General features: G+C 40.8%; 17 protein-coding genes. 2 read left to right on the top strand and 15 right to left on the bottom strand.

Annotated elements, in window-relative coordinates; translation table 11 throughout:
- The first annotated feature begins 72 nt into the window (after positions 1-72).
- Positions 73-732 carry a response regulator transcription factor gene (locus A3773_RS07085; protein WP_067984468.1) on the top strand — a complete coding sequence of 220 codons (660 nt, stop codon included), beginning with the start codon at positions 73-75 and terminating at the stop codon, positions 730-732.
- The gene (locus tag A3773_RS07080) at positions 729-2,117 is read left to right on the top strand and encodes a sensor histidine kinase (protein ID WP_067984466.1); all 1,389 of its coding nucleotides are present in this window, start codon (positions 729-731) and stop codon (positions 2,115-2,117) included. The genes A3773_RS07085 and A3773_RS07080 overlap by 4 nt, the downstream gene beginning before the upstream one ends.
- 157 nt (positions 2,118-2,274) lie before the next feature.
- Here the strand turns inward: A3773_RS07080 and murJ are convergent, their stop codons facing one another.
- The 15 genes from murJ to rfbA form a co-directional block, all read right to left on the bottom strand.
- Positions 2,275-4,911, bottom strand: a complete 2,637-nt coding sequence (murJ, locus tag A3773_RS07075) for a murein biosynthesis integral membrane protein MurJ (RefSeq protein ID WP_156473460.1) — start codon at positions 4,909-4,911, stop codon at positions 2,275-2,277.
- A gap of 318 nt (positions 4,912-5,229) precedes the next feature.
- Positions 5,230-7,140: a polysaccharide biosynthesis protein gene (locus A3773_RS07070; RefSeq protein WP_067984462.1), complete on the bottom strand. Its 1,911-nt coding sequence runs from the start codon at positions 7,138-7,140 to the stop codon at positions 5,230-5,232.
- 1 nt (position 7,141) lies between these two features.
- Positions 7,142-8,317 carry a DegT/DnrJ/EryC1/StrS family aminotransferase gene (locus A3773_RS07065; RefSeq protein ID WP_067984460.1) on the bottom strand — a complete coding sequence of 392 codons (1,176 nt, stop codon included), beginning with the start codon at positions 8,315-8,317 and terminating at the stop codon, positions 7,142-7,144.
- Positions 8,318-8,950 carry an acetyltransferase gene (locus tag A3773_RS07060; protein WP_067984458.1) on the bottom strand — a complete coding sequence of 211 codons (633 nt, stop codon included), beginning with the start codon at positions 8,948-8,950 and terminating at the stop codon, positions 8,318-8,320.
- Complete coding sequence (locus A3773_RS07055) at positions 8,947-9,558, bottom strand: sugar transferase (RefSeq protein ID WP_269454489.1); 612 nt, start codon at positions 9,556-9,558, stop codon at positions 8,947-8,949. Before A3773_RS07055 ends, A3773_RS07060 begins: the two co-directional genes overlap by 4 nt.
- Before the next feature lies 1 nt (position 9,559).
- Positions 9,560-10,693 (bottom strand): glycosyltransferase family 4 protein, encoded by a 1,134-nt coding sequence (locus A3773_RS07050; protein ID WP_082800565.1) that lies wholly within the window; start codon positions 10,691-10,693, stop codon positions 9,560-9,562.
- A gap of 36 nt (positions 10,694-10,729) precedes the next feature.
- Positions 10,730-11,656, bottom strand: coding sequence for an NAD-dependent epimerase/dehydratase family protein (locus tag A3773_RS07045; RefSeq protein WP_067984454.1), 927 nt, complete (start codon positions 11,654-11,656; stop codon positions 10,730-10,732).
- Positions 11,657-11,659: 3 nt separating this feature from the next.
- Complete coding sequence (locus tag A3773_RS07040; RefSeq protein WP_082800564.1) at positions 11,660-12,472, bottom strand: glycosyltransferase family 2 protein; 813 nt, start codon at positions 12,470-12,472, stop codon at positions 11,660-11,662.
- Positions 12,462-13,397, bottom strand: a complete 936-nt coding sequence (locus tag A3773_RS07035) for an NAD-dependent epimerase/dehydratase family protein (RefSeq protein WP_067984450.1) — start codon at positions 13,395-13,397, stop codon at positions 12,462-12,464. Before A3773_RS07035 ends, A3773_RS07040 begins: the two co-directional genes overlap by 11 nt.
- 3 nt (positions 13,398-13,400) lie before the next feature.
- Complete coding sequence (locus A3773_RS07030) at positions 13,401-13,832, bottom strand: dTDP-4-dehydrorhamnose 3,5-epimerase (RefSeq protein ID WP_067984448.1); 432 nt, start codon at positions 13,830-13,832, stop codon at positions 13,401-13,403.
- The gene (gene rfbG, locus A3773_RS07025) at positions 13,832-14,965 is read right to left on the bottom strand and encodes a CDP-glucose 4,6-dehydratase (protein ID WP_231902160.1); all 1,134 of its coding nucleotides are present in this window, start codon (positions 14,963-14,965) and stop codon (positions 13,832-13,834) included. Before rfbG ends, A3773_RS07030 begins: the two co-directional genes overlap by 1 nt.
- Complete coding sequence (gene rfbF / locus A3773_RS07020; protein WP_067984445.1) at positions 14,934-15,707, bottom strand: glucose-1-phosphate cytidylyltransferase; 774 nt, start codon at positions 15,705-15,707, stop codon at positions 14,934-14,936. Before rfbF ends, rfbG begins: the two co-directional genes overlap by 32 nt.
- A 134-nt stretch (positions 15,708-15,841) precedes the next feature.
- On the bottom strand, positions 15,842-16,576 hold the full coding sequence (locus A3773_RS07015; RefSeq protein WP_067984444.1) for an NAD-dependent epimerase/dehydratase family protein: 735 nt from the start codon (positions 16,574-16,576) through the stop codon (positions 15,842-15,844).
- The gene (gene rfbC, locus A3773_RS07010) at positions 16,569-17,144 is read right to left on the bottom strand and encodes a dTDP-4-dehydrorhamnose 3,5-epimerase (RefSeq protein WP_067984442.1); all 576 of its coding nucleotides are present in this window, start codon (positions 17,142-17,144) and stop codon (positions 16,569-16,571) included. Before rfbC ends, A3773_RS07015 begins: the two co-directional genes overlap by 8 nt.
- On the bottom strand, positions 17,134-18,030 hold the full coding sequence (gene rfbA, locus A3773_RS07005) for a glucose-1-phosphate thymidylyltransferase RfbA (protein ID WP_067984439.1): 897 nt from the start codon (positions 18,028-18,030) through the stop codon (positions 17,134-17,136). Before rfbA ends, rfbC begins: the two co-directional genes overlap by 11 nt.
- Between the last annotated feature and the right edge of the window lie 9 nt (positions 18,031-18,039).

The raw sequence follows: 18,039 nt of genomic DNA, 5'->3' as shown, positions 1-18,039 counted from the left end.
CACGGCGCTTTCAGTTTATTGTCAGGAATTTTGGTTATGATCAGCCTGACTGCAAAGATCTAAGGATAAGAGATGCGATTGTTACTGGTAGAGGATGCCGAGGGTTTAGGGGAAGTGATACGAGATCAGATAACCGATGAAGGTCACGCGGTCGATTGGGTTAACAATCTTTCCCATGCGGACGCCAGCTTACAGATCACCCAATATGATTTGATTCTGCTTGATCTCATGTTGCCGGACGGCAACGGTATCGATTTGTTAAAAAAGATACGCAGGGCCGGTGAAACAACGCCCGTGATTATTCTAACCGCCAGAGATCAGCTATCTGATCGCATCGCAGGGTTAAATGCCGGCGCGGATGATTATCTGGTAAAGCCCTTTGACCTATCAGAGCTCTCCGCTCGCATCGCGGCAGTGTCTCGGCGTTACAGTGGCAACCCAAACCCTATCATTAAGGTCGGCACATTAGATGTTGATCTTAACAAGCACAGTATTTCTCGTGAGGGTGTGGCCATCAATTTAACGGCCCGTGAGTGGGCGCTGCTTGAAGCCTTTATTCAACATCCGGGTAACGTCCTTTCAAAGTTGCAACTGGAGGATCACCTTTATGCTTTTGGCGCCGAGATCGAAAGCAATACCATTGAAGTTTATGTTAGTCGGCTACGGAAAAAACTGGATAAAGGCCAGTTAGAAACCGTGCGCGGGCTAGGTTATCGCATGAGGTCCTCATGAGATCAACGCAGGTAAAGGCACCAAAAAGCCTCCAAAAAACCTTAGGTATTGGCTTAACCGTGGGTGTGACGTTACTCTGGTTATTGGCACTATTGAGCACCGTCTATGTTTCACAGAATAAGCTGAATACCCTCTTCGATAGTGCACTGGCCGAAACGGCTCAACGCATCATGCCCCTCGCAGTGGTTGAGATAACCAACCGAGAGGAGCCTGGCCAATTACAACAAATCATGTCATTCGAAACTCACGATGAACCGCTGGTATACCTTGTACGTGATGCGTCAGGTGCGATTTTATTAAAATCCCATAATGCGGATCCGCTGATGTTCAATAAAACGTTATTAAAAGGTTTTAGTTCATCGGAAAATTACCGATTCTATGGGGCGTGGGCGGTGCAAAATACATTACACATCGAGGTTGCCGAGCCTCTAACTCAAAGGCGAAAAGCCATCTTCGCAATGGCCGCTAGCTTACTCTGGCCACTCCTCTTGTTGATCCCTCTCTGCTTTATCGGGACCTGGGCCTTTGTGCGTTACAGTTTGCGTCACGTGCTGGTTTATAGAAAAGCGATTGAATCCCGTGGTAGTGGCGATCTTTCACCGATCGAAACCAAAGACCTGCCAACCGAGCTTCACACAATCGCTACCTCGGTAAATGACTTATTGGAACGCTTACGCCGAGCCTTAGAATCGGAACGATCCTTTACCGCCAATAGTGCCCATGAGTTGCGCACGCCTATTGCAACGGCGCTAGCTCAGATGCAACGTTTGCAGCATGGGGTTTCAGATCGCCCACTTAAAGAGAAGATGCAGAAAGTTGAAACGACCATACGAGGTTTATCTGCATTGTCAGAAAAACTGATGCAGTTAGCCAAGGCGGAGGGCGGCGGTCTGTTAGCAACGCAGCAGAATGACCTCACAGGCCTCTTGCAGCTGATTGTTGATGACAGCCAGCGATCAGCTCCGACGGAAAGTATTCGGTTAACGCTACCGCCCAGCGAATTTAAATCGGCGATAAATCCCGATGCGTTTGCTATTTTAGTGCGCAATTTAATCGACAATGCCATCAAACATGGGGACTCAGACCAACCGATCGAGGTTAGCTTTTCTGCCAACGGGATATTAAATATTGTGAATGCTGCCCGGGTGATCCCTGCCGACACACTAGCACGACTACAGCACCGTTTTGTTAGATCAGAGACCAAGGCGCAAGGCTTAGGGCTCGGCTTAGCGATTGCCGATGCCATCGTCACGGGCGTGGGAGCAACGATGACATTTAACTCCCCCGCGACGGGGCGAAACGATGGTTTTGAAGTCAGCGTCGATTTTTCGATCATCGGCAGTAATGCTCAAAACCGAGACAATCACACAAATCAGGCGAGTTAAGAAGACTACGTACAGTGATGTAGGGGACTCTTGATACAGAGCTAAAATCCTAATTACTCACGTAAGTGATTAGAGTATTTTCTAACTAATAGGCCGTAATGACACTAAAAAATTACATACAGATATTGTTAATAACCAAAAAACTGTAAAAATAAAATTACTCAACATTATTACTATCAGCTCGCATAGCCGAATTCTTAATAAAATAAATAATCAACGGACAGGAAATAAAAACGACAAACAATAAACCTTGAAATTTATGGATAATAATACTCGAAAAAACTAACATACACGCCGAAGAAATAAGCACAAACATAAGAAAAGATGACTTCGAAAAGTAACCATGAACCACAAAAAAACATGCTAATAAAATAGTAGCAACAACAACCGATAAAGCCCCACCTAAGGCAATACCTGACACACCCAAATGAGGCATCAATATTTGACTTAATAAAATATTTGCTACTAAACCAACAAAAGCAACAAGTAAAACAATCGAAACTCTTTTAACTGCAACCAAAAACCTAATCATCAAGATTAAAGATGTGAAAAAAGGTAGCTGAATAGCCGAAAACACCATGATTCTAGACAGGTCCGATAAGTCATCAGCCGTTAATTCTGCAACGCCAAATATCATGTTTACAAAAAAATCAGGAAAAGACATGAGAATGCCAGAAACGGGGAGAACCAGTAATATAAGCAACATCATAAAAAACAGAAGATCCTGACGCGCCTTCTCCATTTCACCTTTAGCTATAATAGTTGAGAAATGAGGCAACAATACCGATGTGATTGCACTACCAACCAACCCAGTCATCAAAAGCACAACTTTATTACCTAAGTTCAATAACGTAACTGCACCTTCAGACAAGGACACTGCCAATAAGCTACCAACAAATACTGATAAGGCAAGAAAAAAAGAAGAACTAACTAGGGAGTAATACTGCATTGAAAAAAACATGTTATTAAAATTAAGCGCTTTCCAATGCATACGAGGAAATAAAGTAAAACCAAATTTTGACAAATATAGCTGCACTAATACTAAATTCACAAATTGTCCCACAACCATACCAATCATGCCTGCTTTTATATTATTTTCGCCCCAAAAATACAAAATAAATAAAGCAATAACAGGAACTGCCAATTGTGAAACACCTGCAAAAGCAACCTTGCCTTTAGCATTAAGTATAGAGTTTCCAATTACAACTGGACCACTCACAACAAGTAAAACCATACCCCACAAAAGAAAGTCATCCAACATTGACGTATGAGCAGAAGAGATAACTGGAATCAGGTGGACTGAGGCATACCATACGAACATGGATACAACAGCCAGCACGACGAGCACAACAGAGATTAGCCCCTTAACATATTCTCTTACTTCACTTTCATCTTTTGTACGCAGCAGTTCAATAAACACTGGTATAAAAGAGGCCCCAAATGGGATACAACCAATCGAAACTACAGTCATCGGTATCATTAAGGCTAAAAAAAAGACATCCAGCTCTCCGACCAAACCATATGTTGTTGCCATGTAAAGGTCACGAAAAAAGAAAAGGATAAACGACAGCAATGTGATTGACATTATCGAACAGCTAAGAAAAACTAACCGCAACCGTTCTGAGCCATTTTCTTTTAATCTACTAAAGTACCTAGCTAAGTTAATAACGTGCTGCCTGCGGCTCAAATAAATAAACCAACCAATTAAACCTAACATCATTATTAAAAAAACATAGGCACATCTCACTCGATATAGTGATCCTACATTTACAACACTAAAACCTAAAATACTAAGAAAGAAAACAGAAAAAATAGCAACAAATAAAATACTAGGACTGCGGTTATATACAAATAAGAGAAATAAACCAGCAGCACAACTGTAATAGATCAACATTTCAGCAATTGAAACTAATCGCATTAAACTCAAACTATCTAACCAATCAGATGGAAATGGCGAGAACATACCAATCTGAGTCGCGCGCGGCAGGTAAGCAATGACACCCAAAATATCATTTGGCAATACATCTAAATCAATACCTGATTTCGCCCCCTGTTCAACATTACTCGTAGCTAAAATAGCTCTTACGGTCGCGGCTCCCTGAACATACCTTTCAATTTTATTTGGAACCCACTCCGTATCCTGCCAACTCCAATCTTCTACCTGATTTACACCTGCATCACCAATTGTTTTTTTAACCTGAACAGCACTATCACTAATTGTAAAATATGAAGCTAACAGAAAGACTATAAAAACAACGCCAAACGCAGATCTTTTTCGATCAATCGTGATTCTTTTAGAACACAGCTGTACTAATAAAACACAAGTAACCGATGTAACTAGAACTACAAATGTCAGCAATAAGGCATAGGGGCGAACAAAACCAATAAGAAAGATCCCTAACACACTCATAATGACAAGAGATAAACTAAAATCAAAATCTCTAGAAAATATTTTCACCCATACATAAATAATAAATAACGTTCCTAATATGGCATATCCATCTTTATGTAGTTGGCCATACCAATTAAGTGCTGAAGGAAAAACAACAAATAAAATACTAACCATTAGCCCTGCAACTAGGCCAATTTTTCTTTGATTTGTTAATTCAAAAGCTAACACGAACATCATAAGACCAGAGGTTGCATGTAATATTGCGTTAACAGGAATAATAAAAGAAGGATCTCTACCAAAAATAGAATAGACAATCGCCGCTACGACAACATTTCCAGTTTCCAAAGAGTTACTAAACAGAGAAATTTCCGACCAACCATGTAACTTTATCCTTTCAGCCATAGACCACGCAACTTGATCAAATAGGACCGCATCACCACTTAATAACTGATTGCCAGGGTTCAGAAAGGTAGGCACTATATAATTCTGGAACAACGAAGCCAGAAGAACAGAATATATAAAAAACAAAAGCCATAAATATAGTGGGAACTTTCGTATATTTAGAGAGTCAAATTTTAAATCCAAGTGAATTTACTCGTATAAACCAATAAAAAACTAGAAAGGCAAAACAACAATATACAGCCATAAAAATACAGCCGATAAAAAAGCCGGTCCGGGGCACATTACATCCCCATAAAAATACGCAAATCAGATTATTTGCTAAGGCGTTCGCTGACTATAAAGAATATCTTTAATGCCATGCTGGGGACGATAACCAGATACATTGTCTAATAAGATATCCCTAATTTCTTGATGATCATATCGATCTAGCGCCTGCTGCAACTGCACCAATATTATAGATAATTCATTCCATTCTATCATTTCTTCTTGTGCTCGCATTATCATTGGATGGTCAGTACTAAGAACGTTATCTCCGATCAACAGTTCCTCATATAATTTTTCACCATCCCGTAAGCCTGTATATTGGATTTCGATATCACCATTAGGGTTATCAGCATCTTTCACAGACAAACCTGTCAAATTGACCATCTGCTTTGCTAAGTTCTCAATTTTAACAGGCTCCCCCATATCCAAAACATATACATCACCGGTAGCCCCCATTGAACCCGCTTGAATAACTAACGAAGCAGCCTCAGGTATTGTCATAAAATAACGAGTGATATCTCGATGCGTAACAGTGACCGGGCCACCTTGTTTAATTTGCTCCTTAAATAAAGGAATAACTGAGCCAGAAGAACCCAAAACATTGCCAAATCGAACCATAGTGAAACGTGTATTAGAGCTACCGTGTTCCCTATCACTTATCGCTTGCAGCACCAGTTCTGAAAACCGTTTACTTGCCCCCATTACATTAGTCGGCCGCACAGCTTTATCCGTAGAAACAAGTACGAAATTATTCACCTTAGACTCTAGAGCCGCTTCAGCCGTTCTCCAAGTCCCTATAAGATTATTCCTAATACCTGCTACATTGTTGTTTTCAACTAACGGAACATGTTTATACGCAGCGGCATGATAAATAGTATTAACATTATATTCACGCAAAACCATAGTAAGGTGCTGACCATCTAAAACATTCCCTAAAATCGAAATAATCTCAACATCCAACCCAAGACTTGAAAGCTCTTTATCGATACTATAAAGAGCAAACTCAGACATCTCATACAGCACTAAAACCGAAGGACCTTGCTTCAAGACCTGACGACAAAGTTCTGACCCTATTGAGCCGCCAGCTCCGGTCACCAAAACGCTTTTGCCTTGAATACAAGCGTCAAGTAACTCTTGATTAGGACGAACCTCTTCTCTCCCAAGCAAATCAGCTATGTCCACTTCTCGAACATCAGATACACTAACCTTTCCGCCGGCCAAATCAGTCAACCCCGGCAGAGTTAATACCTTAACTGCAATGACAGACAACTTATCCACAACATTTCTACGCCGCTGTCGAGAAGCCGATGGAATTGCTAAAAGCACAGTTTTTACACCATATTTTTCAACTAATAAATCTATTTCATCTGGGCTATACACACAAATACCGTTCACATCCAGCCCTTGCAGCTTGGAATTATCATCTACATAGGCGACCGCTATAAACTCTTTAGAGTGATACAAGGCTTCTGCTAATTGACGCCCAGATGCGCCAGCACCATAAATTATTACTCTTTCAGAATCTAATTTTGCTTTCTGCTCACCCCCAGGAAACTGATGAAGGATAACCCACCGTGCAACCATTCTCGCGCCGCCAACAACGACAATCGAAATAAACCAAAAAATAAAAATAACAGAACGTGGAACCGTAACACTTAGCCCCAAAATATAAGTTGCAACTGCCCATACTAGTAACGCAAGAGTAATCGCCTTTACCGCAGTCCATAAAGCTTTATAGCCTATATAGCGAATAACTGCGCGATATAAGCCTAAACGAACAAAAATGGGAATCGATACAATTGGGGCCAACAAATAAGAAGGCCAGTGAGCAAAGTTATTTGCCCCCCAATCTTCGTAGCGCAGTGCGAAACTAAGCCAACAGCACATAATTAAGGCTACGATATCAAAAACAACAAACAGCGTTCTTTTTTTATTACGAGACAAATTTAATATTGAGGGCAGCATGCTAAATCGTCGCCTCACACATAACACTTGATATAACGTTAACTGTCTTCTCTATCTCTTCGGGCTTTAATGTCGGGTGCACTAAGAACATCAAACTTGTTTCGCCCAACTTTTTAGCACCACATAACCGAGGAGAAGGGGTAAAATCATAATCAGTAAACGCCTCCTCCAAGTAAACCTCAGAGCACGAACCACTATAACAAGGCACCCCGGCAGAAACGATTGCACTGACAATTCTATCTCGACTCCACCCCTCCGAAAGCTCTTCGGGGCAGACATATACATAACATTTATACCAAGCATGCCTAAAATCAGGTTTTATTTCAGGAACATAGAGACCTTTTAACTTCCTGCATACAGATATAATTCGATTAGCATTATTCGTCCGTGCTCGATGCCAGTTCGGCATTTTCAACAACTGTAGTCGCCCTATAGCTGCCTGCATCTCTGTCATACGCCCATTTGTTCCAAAAGAATCATGTACCCAACGAAAGGCTTGTTTTTTTTGAGGCAAGTAAACTTTATCCCAATTTTTACCATGATCTTTCAAGGACCAGACTCGACGCCAAACAGATTCACTATTTGTAGTGACCATCCCTCCTTCACCGCCCGTTGTCATGATTTTGTCTTGGCAAAACGACCAACACGCCACATCACCAAATGAACCAACTGAATGACCTTTATATTCTGCACCATGCGCTTGAGCACAATCTTCAATAACGGCCAGTTTGCATTCTTTTGCTAACTCTAAAATAGGATCCATATCACAAGCCAGCCCTGCGAGATGGACACAAAGAACTGCGCAAGTATCGGAAGATAAAACATTAGCAATAGTGTCAGCTGAGATATTTTGTGTATCTGTATCTACATCCGCAAAAACAGGCCTGAGGCCAGCATTGACAATAGCTGACACTGATGCAATAAATGTTCGAGAAGTTACAATCACTTCTCCACCTGGAGGCAAATCCAGTGCCATCAGGGCTAAATCAAGTGCAACCGTACCGTTTGAAACAGCAACGGCATAATTAGAATTACACCATTGAGCAAACTCTTTTTCAAAAGCTCGCCCTTCTTCACCTGTCCAATAGTTCACTTTATTAGACAAAAGTACCGATGAAACAGCGTTAGCTTCTTCTACGGTATAACACGGCCAAGGGGAGAACGGAGTATTTAACATTTATTCTAAACCACTATAAATTGGAGTCGAAGGGACACCTACAACCGTAAGCCCCGACTGTACATTTTTAAGAACAACAGCTCCAGCGCCAACCACAACTTGATCACCGATAATTACTTGCTGTTTAATTATTGCGCCAATGCCTATCCAAGAAGACAACCCCACAGTTACCCCCCCAGCCAGATGAGCACCTGGGCTGATATGAACCCCATCAGCGAGGTGCGTATCATGATCAATAGTTGCTGACGTATTGATAATAACGCCATTACCGATAGATGAGCCCGTATTAATAACCGAAAGAGCACAAACAACGACACCATCACCCAACGAGCAGTCCGAAGCAATAACCGCACTAGGGTGGACGACAGACACAATATTCCCCCCACCGGCTTGAATGAGTTCCAATAAACGGAGCCGCTCATCACACGCACCCACAGCAACAACAATACCATCATAGGTTGACACTATAGACATTAAATCAACCAACCTACCTATAACAGGCCAACGACCACTACATTTGAAGTCCGGATAGGCATCATCAAAAAAAATTATTTCAGACCAAATACCGCTTAAATCAGCAGCATCTGCGACCACTCGCCCATGTCCTCCAGCCCCATATATCGCCAGTTTCACTTTTCATTACCCATAAATTTTTTTACTGTAACATGTCCCTCGGCACTTACACCTTCTCGTGATAATACGGCCTTGATTGATAACAAAATAATTTTTATATCAACTTTGAAGGAGTAATTGTCCACATACCAAACATCATAGTTAAACTTTTCCTCCCAACTCAGGTTGTTACGACCATGAACTTGAGCCCAACCTGTAATACCGGGCCTTACATCATGACGCCGTTTTTGCTTCTCATTATAAAGCGGTAAATATTCCATTAATAACGGTCGAGGCCCAATAAGAGACATATCCCCTTTCAAAACATTATATAACTCAGGCAGTTCATCAAGACTCGTTGAACGGAGCGTTTTACCAAATTGTGTAAGGCGTTGATCATCTGACAGCGCCACCCCAGCTTCATCGCATTGATCCAACATAGTGCGAAACTTATACATTTTAAAAGGGCTCCCCTTCAATCCGGGGCGAAGCTGGCAAAACAATATGGGGGAACCCAGTTTCACTCTAATAAAAAGCGCTGTAACCATGAGCACAGGTGCCAGCAAAACCATTAAAGACAGTGCTATAACAACATCTAAAAATCTACGAAAAAAACAGTATACCTTCACGCTATTGACCCATTTTACTATGTATATAACTAACAAATTTTTCTGTAACCAACTCTGAGCTAAACTCAGCTTGAACTCTCAACCGAGCCTCACGCCCCATCGTTTTTCGTAAATCCGGATTTTGCGCTAAGCGGCTCATTGCATGCTGCAGCTCAGCTGTATCCTGACAAGGAAATAAAACACCTGTCTCTTTATCAATTATCGCATCAGACAGCCCATAAATATTACTCCCTATACAGGGAACAGACATTGCCGCTGCCTCTATTACTGAGGTACCAAAACCTTCTCTATAACTAGGTAACACAAACACATCTGCAGCAGAAAAATAATATTGAGGCTTATCGGTGAATCCTTTAAAGTAGATTTTGTCTGAACAGTCGTTGCAGATTGAAAGGATTTCCTGTTGCAATCCATCTTCATCAGGGCCAATAAAGGCAAGAAATACATCATTTTCAACTTTGGCTAACTGCTGAAAGGCTACAGCTAAATCTAACACCCCTTTATCTTGCGTCAAACGACCCAAAAAAAGAAAAAGAGTATCATTGCTTCCCACTCCTATTTCTTCACGGGCAACACAGCGTTGCTGTGCATCAGGGCTAAACTTATCAAGATCCACCCCCGAAATTGAGCCTTGATGAATAATTTGAAGCTTATCTTCGGACGTTACCCCCTCCTTTATAATAAACTCCATCTGACTTTGGCTATCCGTCAGTATATTTGTCGCAGCCAGCGCTGTAATCTTATCGCACCACTTAAGCAGTGACCTCATCCAACCCGACTGAGTAACCCAAACCTGACCAGTAAACCAATGGATCCGTACTGGAACACGACATAAAAAGGCTGCCATCATACTAAGTAATCCAGCTTTCGGGGTAACAGACACTACAAGCTCAAAATCTGAGTTAAAAAAAAGTTTCCAAAGGCATATCAGTGATTTTATATCAGACCAAATGGAAATTTTTCTAGATATATGAATATTAATTTGCTCAACATTTTCTGGGAGGGCTAGCGGTGTTTCACCTAAAGAAGTTACCACAGTAACATTGTTATGCTTAGCTAACTGGTTAATATGCCCTTTTAAAAAAGCATCAACCGTTGCTGACGTTGCAGTCACAAAACAGATATTTTTGTTCAAAAGAATACTGCTCCCTCATTAATATCAATCCATTCTTCACTTATACGACTTAACAAACTCATCTAAAGCGAAATAAAGAGGTTTTATTTTCCTAAACCCTAACTCTTTTTCAATTTTTAACGTTGAATAAACAGCTCTAGTCGTCAAAGCATTAATAGCTCCGATACCGAAAGGGAACTTAGGCAGCCAGCCCAATAAGTGCACACCTATTTTAACAACAATCGCAGGTACATTTTTATTAGGAATGGGCTTATCTAACCCCAGACAAATACACTCTACAAATACATTCTGTGATAAATGATCTGAAATATTAAAGGCTTGCCCAATCGCCCTAGAGTGAAATCCACATAGCAATAATGCGGCAACGACATTATCAATATGCACAAAGTTCATCTGTACCTCAGAAGGTGAAGCCATATAAAAAAAACGATCATTCACAATAGTTTTGACTAAGCTCCTCATCCAATTGTTCGGCATATTTTCACCAAAAACATTAGACGGACGTAAAATTGAATAACTTATATCATTAGCACGACAATAAGAAACAATTTGATGCTCAGCATCAGCCTTTGTTACCTCATAATCACCTGAAGGGTTAAATGGTGTAGTCTCATCAACCTCACCATCCATCTGCTTACCATAAACACCTACACTACTTAACTGCACCCAACGACATGAACTTCCCCTCAAAAAAGAAAGCATTTTCAGAGGCATATCTATATGTAGAGACTTCATCCTACTACTAACTTTAAGCTCCCCTGCACAATTAAAGATCACGTCGAAACTCGCTAAACCTAGATCACCGAAATCACTCTCTAATAGATCCATTTGATAGACCGTAACCTGGGGATCAAAATCACAGTCTCGCCGGCTAATAACCGAAACAGCATGACCTTCTTTAAGCAGCGCCTTAACTAAAACCGCACCTATAAAGCCCGTAGCACCCGTCACTAAAACTTTCATTAATTAACTATCCAAGCCTTTAAGCTTTAGCAACACCGCTCTAATTAAGTGAGAAAGCAACGAAATTGGCATTAAAGTGTACTGTTTACTTTGCACTAAGAACATAGAACTAGCTAGCAGAGACCTTGCTAAAAAGCGGTACCTCCCCTCTTTTTGACCTAACGATGCCGACATATAGCGATAGTCCAACAACGTGCGATCGATATGTTGAAACTGGCACTCAGGCAAAGCAATCAATGTCATCCACAAGTGATAATCTTCAACAGTTACAAACTCTGCGCTTTCATTAAAACGACGGTCCCCTAGCAGGTCCGCACTTAATACAACAGAAGAAGTTGTTATTGTGTTTCTAAACAAAAGTGATTTGATCCCATAGGCCCGCGTTTTTTTTGTCCCCTGTTTTGCTACTTTTCCGATTCGAACAGAGTTCTCATCAATAAGAGAAGACGCTGTGCATGTAAAATTGACGCTACTATCCTCCATCAAATTCACCTGGCATGCCAATTTATCGGGGCTCCAGACATCATCAGAATCGAGAAAAGCTATATAACGACCTTTTGCTACATTAATACCTAAATTTCTAGGCACCGCAGGGCCGCCCGAGTTAACCGGCGTAGAGTAATACCTAGCTTGAGGATGAGACATGCAAAATTGCTTGGCCAGCATCGTGCTATTATCCGTAGACGCATTATCAACAATAATGATTTCGATATTCGTATACGTTTGATTAGCTACAGACTCAAGCGTTTCTAAAATATAATTTTCGGCATTGTATAAAGGGATGATAACACTAACGAGAGGCGCCTTACCCATCATTCGCTCCTTTTAGCATCGTCATAATAAGTCGTGCTTCTCTCTCTAGCCTATCTGAAAAAACAAAATTAATTTCAGATAATAACTTACTATTATCAACGACTAAGGAATCCGTTTCAGGGACGCTAGCGAGATCTATATTAATAGGTAACAATTTTGAATACTCACTTACATAAGCAGACACAACTGCTTTTGCTACGTCAGCAATCTGTAACGATTCCCCAAAACTGAGATTATAACAATCGCTCAAAAAACGCTCTGGTGACAAAGCTTCATGAACGACACGCGCTACATCATCCATCCAAATAAAATCTCTTCGCGCACTACCATCAGTATTTAATACCAACTTTTCATGTTCTACAGCCGCGCGGCACAAATCATTTAACAGTAAATACCACTTATCTGTATTTTTATCTTTTGGGCAACCGTAACTATTAGTTAACCGGAAAATACAATAATTAAGTCCCGAGTTACGATGATGTTTCTCTATATACTTTTCAGCAAAAAAATGTGTGAGGCCATAGTCATTAAGGGGCCTAACAGGTGTTTGCTCTGTAACTCGTCCAGATACCACGCCATAAACATGGAACGTACTCAAATAAACTAACTTGCCAACACCGAATCTAGACAGCGCATGACACAGATTATCTGTCCCTAATGCATTAACTAACAAAGCGTTTTTCGAGTAGTTATCTAAAAAATGTTCATTTAAACTGGCCGTATGGACACAACAATCGTAATAACAACCTATCACGCTTTGCAAACAGTCCAAATCAGTAACATCAGCTTTGAGGAATGTATAACGCTCATGCTTAATAAGAACCTTCTCAACTCGCCCTATAACTGTAACGTCATAACCAATCGATAAAAAATATTCTACAAACCATAATCCTAAATTACCCAACCCACCGGTCACTAAGATCTTCACTACCTAGCTCCAGCAGTAATTGAATACACCAAGCTCCGCATTACAGCTTTCACTTGGGTCATGAGCAATACTAGCGACATTCAACAACATGTTATGCCCAGGCCCTTTACCCTGAAAGGCAACCCAAAGGTTTGGCTGCACAGTAAGCCGTTGATAATTCATAGGTGACAACTCAACATCCATAAACACTCCCTTTGTTCGGGAGTCTTCACGATCATCATATATAACAAACTTAACCGCACCTTGTGGCACAATTAAGTTCAACACCATCTTCGTATGTTTTTTCCAACCCTTTATGGCACCTTCATTTACAAATGAAAAGTATGCTTCACCGAAGCCGTTATAACTGTTATCGGTTTGCTTCAAAGCATGAAAAATATCACCCTTAGGGTGGCTGATTTTTTTCAAAGAAGATATTTGAACACCGTCAATCATCAATTACACCAAATCAACGACTTATTTACTGCATACTGATGATATTGAGCAATTTGAGAGGTCGTTACGCTATACATATCCGGCTCTTCGTCATAAAACTTATAATACCACTCACTCACAAACTCGATACATTCGGGATAGCTTAAATTAGATTCCCACTTCAGCTTAAATAACGCTTTATCGCAATTTAATTTTAACAAACCCGCTTCATGGAATGGAACATTATCAGTAACAACATAGGCTTGGTCTGAATGATCAAAGTCCCAATAGCGGCTTAAATCATGCAATAAATTTTTAACTGTGTGATTTTGCTCGGCCCTAGGCCCAAAGTTAAACTGCTCACCATGTAATGATGACTGCTGAGACAGCATTTGGCCTAATAATAAATAACCACTTAGTGGTTCCAATACATGCTGCCAAGGCCTGGTCGCATCAGGACACCTAATTTCAACTCGGTTTCCTTTGCTCCAAGCCCTCATGCAATCAGCAACAATACGATCTTGAGCCCAATCTCCACCACCAATCACATTACCTGCTCGCCCAGTAGCCATCAAAACAGAGCCATCTTGATCTGCAAAAAAGGACTGTTGATAAGCATGGAAAATGATTTCAGCAGCTCCCTTAGAACCACTGTAAATATCCTTGCCGCCTAGCGAATCAGTTTCTTTATAACCCCAAAGCCACTCTACATTTTCATAACATTTATCACTGGTGATAACGACCGCATAGCAAGGTTTATCAAGTCCTCTAAGGGTCTCAAGCACATTCGCAGTACCCATAACATTGGTCGAAATTGTTTCAAGTGGATCTTGATATGAAGCTGACACAATCGGCTGTGCAGCGAGATGAAACAAAAAATCGGGCTGATAATGTTGAACAATTTCTTTTAGCTTCTCAAAATCCCTAACATCTACAAAATTATGTTCAATTTTTGATTCCAACTCTAGCTCTTCGAACATAGAAGGGGAGGTAGGGATATCCTTAGAAACACCACACACCTCTGCTCCTAATTCAAGTAACCATGTCGTCAACCAACTACCTTTAAAACCCGTATGCCCAGTAACCAGCACTTTTTTATTTCTATAGATATCAGCGAACATATTAATCCCAACTTTTCCACTTAGCTTGTCCACTTTCTACCATTGCATTCAAGTCTTGTTTATCCTTCAATGAATCCATACACTTCCAAAAACCATCATGCTTATATGAGTAAAGTTCACCATCTCTTGCAAGGTTCTGCAAAGGCCCTTGCTCAAAAACAGTCCCATCACCTTCGGTTATATAATCAAAAACCTCCGGCTGGCAAACAAAGAAGCCTCCATTGATCCAAGCCCCATCGCCTTTAGGTTTTTCTAGGAAATTAGTTATTTTATCGCCTTCAATTTCGATTGCACCAAAACGGCCGTCAGGCTGCACCGACGTCATTGTGATAGCTTTACCATGAGCCTTATGAAAATCGACTAGCTTAGTAATATCGACATCTGAAACGCCATCACCATAAGTCAACATAAAGGGGTTATCCCCTACCACCTCTTTCGCACGCTTGACTCGCCCACCAGTCATACTGTGCAAGCCTGTATCTAACAGCGTTACCGTCCAAGGCTCTGATGAATTTTTATGAATCTGCATTTCATTAGTAGATAAATCGATTGTCACATCACTTTGATGAAGAAAGTAATTTGCAAAATATTCTTTGATGTAATAACCCTTGTAGCCCAGCAGAATGACGAAGTCATTATAACCATGCTGAGAATACATCTTCATGATGTGCCACAAGATAGGCTTACCGCCGACTTCAACCATAGGTTTTGGCCGAATATCAGTTTCTTCACTTAAACGCGTCCCGAACCCACCTGCTAACAACAAAACTTTCATATTAAATTCCAATAAGTTTCCAGAACAGCCCCATTAATTTATACGGGCTATTTATGAACTAAAAAGCACCAAATATATGCCTAATTCTATCCAGATATGATACATATATCTATTTAGACGAGGCAGATGGGGCATTAATCCTTCTGATAAGATAGGTAAGTAGAAAACAGCCTTTCACTAAAAGCATCCGAAATCACCCCTCTATCTGGCGCTTCGATATGTATTTTGTGTAATAAATCAAACACATCCCCTAAACTGATGGGAAATACCACCGATGGCGCAAGAAACTGACAGCCTGTTGGTTTACTTGATAATAAAGCCAAACAATCCTGAATAAAGTCACCTATATAGCAGTAATTCATCATTACTTTTCTATCATAGATGACAACATCCAAATCATGCACAAGGTTATAAATCCATGTAGAGATAACCGAGTTATAATTAGGCTTACACCCTTCACCAAACATATGAGGTAACCGAAAGATAATAACGGAAGCATTAGTTGAGCGAGCATAGTGCTCTAGCGACTCTTCTGATTGCCGCTTTGTCTGTCCATATGCATTTTTAGGTTGAATCGCATGAACAGTTGAAGAAAAAACTACAGGTGTGCTTAAATTTAGTTCCATTAAACGGTTTACAATCAAAGCGGTTAGCCCTGTGTTTGACTCAATGAAACTTTCTTCACTACTGTCAGGCCTTACTTCACCAGCCAAATGAAAAATAAAATCTGCTTTTTTAAGACAACCATCCAGTTCTTCAGCAGTATTACTACGCCCAAAAGACAGTACATTGTAACCATGAGAGATCAGCGCGCTGACTAAAGCTGAACCAATAAACCCAGCAGCGCCTGTCACTAAAATATTAGTCATAGTAGTTAACCGTTGATGAGAACAACTCTGTCACATCTTCAAGTAAAGGAAGCCTTTGATCTTTTGTGGACATTAAAAACTCATCTTTCATCAAATGCCAATCTATATTGATAGAGGGATCGTTATAAGCGACCCCTCTTTCTGATGATTGGTTATAGTAATTATCAACCTTATAAGAAAAAATAGCTTTTTCAGACAATACGATAAAGCCATGAGCAAAACCACGAGGAATAAATAGCTGCTTTTTGTTTTCAGCGCTTAGCAGTAAAGACACGGATTGCCCAAATGTAGGAGAGCCTTTTCTCATATCTACAGCCACATCTAGAACTTCCCCCTCAATTACCCTCACCAATTTACTTTGCGCATGAGGGGGTAGCTGAAAATGCAATCCTCTTAAAACACCTCGTGAGCTTTTAGACTCATTATCTTGAACAAATTCAGGCTTAAACCCCAGAAAATCTGCCAGTTTATCTATTCGAAATGATTCAAAGAAATAGCCTCTATCATCGCCATGCACCACGGGTTCACATACAACAACATCCGCTATCTCAGCTCGTTCAAACTTCATTGTAAACTCGCCCTTGATTGGCCCTTGTTAATAAGTATTGACCATACTGATTTTTACTTAAAGGTGCTGCCAGTGCTCTTAATTGCTCAGCATCGATATAGCCCATTTCGAAAGCGATTTCCTCAAGACAAGCAACCTTCAAACTTTGCCTATTTTCGATAGTTTGGATAAACTGCCCTGCCTCTAAAAGACTTTCATGGGTACCTGTATCCAACCAGGCATACCCTCTACCCATTACTTCGACCTTCAGATCACCTTGGGCTAAGTAGTGTTGGTTAACACTGGTTATTTCAAGCTCTCCACGCGAGCTCGGCTTGACGCTTTTAGCTACATCGATCACAGAATTAGGGTAAAAGTACAACCCAACAACAGCATAATTTGATTTTGGGCTGTCAGGTTTTTCTTCAATGCTTTGAGCAACGCCCTGCTTATTAAAGTCAACTACACCATACCGTTCTGGGTCTTTCACGTAGTAACCAAACACGGTTGCCTTATTATCTTCTGACACTGCTCTTACAGAGTTAGCTAACAAGTTTGTTAAGCCATGCCCGTAAAAAATATTATCACCTAGTACTAAGCAAACAGGATCACTACCAATAAACTCTTCACCCAGCGTAAAGGCCTGTGCCAGTCCATCTGGTGAAGGCTGTTCTTTGTACTCAAAGCGCATCCCGATTGAAGAGCCATCACCTAACAAGGACTTAAAACTTGGTAAATCTTGCGGCGTGGATATAATCAAAACTTCGCGTATTCCTGCCAGCATTAGCACAGACAACGAATAATAGATCATCGGCTTATCGTAGATAGGCACAAGTTGTTTACTGACGCCTTTAGTAATTGGGTATAGCCTTGTGCCGCTACCACCCGCTAAAACGATGCCTTTCATGTTCACCTC

Origin of the sequence: Neptuniibacter pectenicola, assembly GCF_001597735.1 — a bacterium.
GTDB classification, from domain to species: domain Bacteria; phylum Pseudomonadota; class Gammaproteobacteria; order Pseudomonadales; family Balneatricaceae; genus Neptuniibacter; species Neptuniibacter pectenicola.
The sequence above is the reverse complement of the archived record's forward strand: the minus strand, read 5'-3'. Positions and strand labels throughout refer to the sequence as shown.